This is a genomic window from Lentzea xinjiangensis (assembly GCF_900110955.1).
In the GTDB taxonomy this organism is placed as follows: Bacteria; Actinomycetota; Actinomycetes; order Mycobacteriales; family Pseudonocardiaceae; genus Lentzea; species Lentzea xinjiangensis.
Genome location: NZ_FOFR01000049.1, coordinates 1 through 4,325, shown reverse-complemented (window position 1 = coordinate 4,325; position 4,325 = coordinate 1). Strand labels below are relative to the sequence as shown.

Here is a 4,325-nt window from a genome sequence, read left to right as displayed (position 1 = left end):
GTGGGCAGGTCGATCTGCTCCGGCAACCCCGCCAACACCGACCGCCAGAACTCCAGCTGACGACTCACCCGGCTACCCGGATCCGACTCCTCCCCCAACAACTCACGCTGCCACAACGCGTAATCCGCGTACTGCACCGGCAACACACCCCACCCCGGCACACCACCCGCACACCGCGCCCCATACGCCAACGCCAAATCCCGCGCCAACGGCGCCATCGACCACCCATCACCCGCAATGTGGTGGAGCACGAGGACCAGCACGTGACGGTCCGGCCCGAGCACGAACAGCTCGGCACGCAGCGGCAGTTCGGCCGCCAGGTCGAACCGGTACCGCGCGGCAGCGGTCAGCGACGCGGCCAGCTCCGGTTCGGCGCACGAGGTGATGACGAACTCGGGACGAGCACGCGCCGGGTCGAGCACGACCTGCCGCGGGACGCCATCGTGCTCCCGCAGCACGGTGCGCAGCACTTCGTGCCGGGAGACCACATCGGTCAGCGCCGCGCCGAGCGCACCGCGGTCGAGAACGCCGTCCAGCCGCAGGGCCAGCGCCAGGTTGTAGGTCGGGCTCGACCCCTCCAGCCGGTCGAGGAACCACAACCGCTGCTGTGCGAAGGACAGCGGGAGGTCATCGCGGGTGCGCACGGCGACGAGCTTCGGCCGTTCCTCGTGGGTGCCTTCGATCCGCTCGGCGACACCCACGACCGTCGGCCTGGCGAACAGGTCCTGGAGCTCCAGCTCGACGCCGAAGGCGGTCCGCACCCGGCTGAGCAGCCGGGTCGCGAGCAGTGAATGGCCGCCCAAGGCGAAGAAGTCGTCGTCGACGCCCACCGACGGCAGTCCGAGCACCTCGGCGAACAGCGAGCACAGTGCGTGCTCGGTGGGCGTGCCCGGTGCCCTGCCCACCGTGCCGGTGCCGAGCACCGGTGACGGCAACGCCCGCCGGTCCAGCTTTCCGTTCGCGGTCAACGGCAAGCTGTCCAGCACCATGAAGGCCGAGGGGACCATGTGCCCGGGCAGCCACTCCGTGCTGTGCGCCCGGAGATCTCGCACCAGTGCCGCGAGGTCGTGCGAGGCCGCCGGATCGTTGGCGTACGAGGCGATGTCCGCGGGCTCGGCCGGTGCCCGGTAGGCCCGGATGGTGTCCGGTGTGGACGGTCTGGTCAGCACCGCGTCGAAGCTGCCGTCCGCGGCAGCGGACGACCACGTCGTGCGGACGCGGTAACCGTGCCGGGCCCCGAGTTCGTGAAAGCTCTCCGGGTCCTGCCCCGCGTTCCGCTCATCCGCCCCGCCCACCTGGCCGCCGCTGTCGAAGACGCGCAGCGACTCGAGCTCGGGCAGCAGCCTGGCGTTCGGCACGCCGGTGATGCGCACCGCGGCCGGCGCGGTGGCGCCGAGAAGTCGTTCCAGCGCCGCCAGGTCGGGGACTTCGCGCTGCCAGCGCAGGGCGGGCGGGGACACCGCGGCCGGCGCCGCACCGGTGGCCGCTGCCTTGCGCAGCACCACGTCGAACCGGTACCGGGTCAGTTCGTTGTGGTGCCTGCCGCGCTTGAGGTGCACCTCGAAGTCCGCCACCTCGGACGTGGCCTGGGCGAAGGCAGGGAAGAAGTCCGGGTCGAGCAGGAGCTCCTTCTCCATCAGCACGTTCCGGTCGATGATCCGGCGCAGTGCGACCGGGCTGACCGCGTTCCCCGCGCGGCTCAGCTGCACAGCCGTGTGCAGGCATCGCAACAGGCGCAGGTTCCGCACGTCACCCACGAAGATCGCCCCGCCGGGTGCCAGCACGGCCAGCGCCGCGCGCAACACGTCGGCGAGGTACTCCGAACTCGGGAAGTACTGGACCACCGAGTTGAGCACCACGGTGTCGAAGAAGCCCGTGGGCAGACCGTCGATCACATGTGCCGGCTGGGCGCGCAACTCCACCCTGTCCGCCAGGCCGGCCCGGTCGGCGACCTGTGCGCGCAGTGCCTCGATCGCGGCGGAGGACAGGTCCGTGCCCCAATAGGCCTCGCAGTCGCCCGCGAGCTGGGACAGCAGCAACCCGTTGCCGACACCCAGCTCCAGCACCCGGCGCGGTTCGAGGTCCCGGATGCGGTCGACCGCGTTCGCCCGCCACTCCCTCATGTGCTCCAGTGGCAACGGTGCTCCGTCGTAGCTGCTGTTCCACCCGGTGAAGTCCTCGCCGAACGCCGTGCCGCCAGTCCGCTCGTACACCTCGTCGTAGACGTGTTCCCATTCGCTGACCTGGTGGTGTTCGAGCGCCCGGTCGCGCTCGCCCTGCGGCTTGCCGCCCGGCACCACGTACGCCACGAGTTGCTTGTCGCCATCACGTTCCCCCCGCGCCACGACCGCTGCCTGCGCGACTCCTGGATGACTCGCGACCACGCTCTCGATCTCACCGAGCTCGATCCGGAAGCCGCGGATCTTCACCTGGTCGTCGGCCCTGCCCAGGAACTCCAGCGCGCCGTCCGGCCGCCAGCGGGCGATGTCGCCGGTCCGGTACATCCTGGTGCCGGGCTGACCGAACGGGTCGGCGGTGAACCTCTCGGCGGTCAGCGCCGGACGGTTGAGGTACCCGCGGGCGAGTTGGACACCCGCGAGGTACAGGTCGCCGACGGCTCCCACCGGCACCGGACGCAGTGCGGCGTCCAGCACGTACACCGAGGTGTTCCACACGGGCCGGCCGATCGGCACGGTGCCGCCGCCGGCATCCGGGTCGCACGCCCACGAGGTGACGTCCACCGCGGCTTCCGTCGGCCCGTAGAGGTTGTGCAGCGGCACACCGAGCGTGCGGGCGTGCAGGGCTTCCAGCTCGGGCGACAGCGCCTCACCGCTGCAGATCACCCGGCGCAGGTTCACGCACCGCGCGGCGCGCGGATGTTCGAGGAAGGCGTGCAGCATCGACGGTACGAAGTGGACGGTGGTGATGCGCTCGGCCACGATCACGTCCGCCAGGTAGGCCGGATCCCGATGTCCCTCCGGCGCCGCGATCACCAGTGTCGCGCCCTCTGTCAACGGCCAGAAGAACTCCCACACGGACACGTCGAAGCCCGACGGCGTCTTCTGCAGCACGCGGTCGTCCGCGCCGAGGCCGTACTCCGCCTGCATCCACGCCAGGCGGTTGACGATCGCGGCGTGCGAGACCACGACGCCCTTGGGCTTGCCTGTCGACCCGGACGTGTAGATGACGTAGGCGGGGCTGTCCGGCGACAACTCCGGCACCGGGTTCTCGGTGCTCCGACGCGAGAGCAGGTCGCGGGTTCCCGGTTCGTCCAGCACCAGTGAGACTTCGCCGGGCGGCAACAGCGGGACGGTCTGCGCCGTGGTGACGACGGTGACGGGGGCCGCGTCCCGCAACACGAACCGCGTCCGCTCCTGCGGATAACCCGGATCGACGGGGAGGTAGGCCGCACCGGTCTTCAGCACGGCGAGCAGTGCGATCACGAGGTCGAGCGACCGCTCCACGGCCACCGCCACGACCCGCTCCGGCCCCGCGCCGCGGTCGGCGAGCTCGTGGGCCAGCCGGTTGGCCCGCTCGTTCAACTCGTGGTAGGTCAGGCTCGCCCCGTCGAAGACGAGTGCGGTCGAGTCCGGGACGCGCGCCGCCCGCGACTCGATGAGCTCCGGCAATGACGCCGCCGGGACCTCGTGTGCGGTGTCGTTCCACTCGCAGAGAACCAGCTCGCGTTCTTCCTCGGTGAGGATGTCGATCTGCGAGAGGGGACGTCCCGGGTCGGCGGTGGCGCTGTCGAGCAGCCGGGTGAGGCGTCCCAGGATCGTACCGACGGTCTCCCGGTCGAAGACGTCCGTGTTGAACTCGACGAAGCCGTCGAGCGCGCCGTCGCCGCCACCGTGCAGTTCGCCGATGCTGAGGTGCAGGTCGAACTTGGCCGTGCGGACCGGGAAGATCTCGAAGTTCACGCGAAGTCCCGGCATGGCCAGGGTTGGCTCGGGCACGTTCTGGTAGGCGAGCATGACCTGGAAGAGCGGGTTGCGCGACAGCGACCGGGTGGGGTTGAGCACCTCGACCAGCCGCTCGAACGGCACGTCCTGGTTGGCGTACGCCGCAAGATCCGCCGCCCGCACCCGTTCCACCAGCTCCGCGAACGACGGATCACCCGACACATCCGTGCGCAACACCAGCGTGTTCACGAAGAACCCGACCAGATCGTCCAGCGCCGCATCGGTCCGGCCCGCGATCGGCGACCCGATCGGCACGTCCACACCCGCACCCAACCGCGACAACAACGCCGCCAACCCCGCCTGCAACACCATGAACACACTCGCACCACAACCACGAGCCACCTTCAGCAACCGCTGGTGCAG

Annotated in this window: 1 pseudogene; it reads right to left on the bottom strand. The window is 70.3% G+C overall.

The features are described from left to right. A pseudogene (locus BMW88_RS44270) lies at positions 1–4,313 on the bottom strand (non-ribosomal peptide synthetase); the annotation flags it as partial. Positions 4,314–4,325 lie beyond the last annotated feature (12 nt).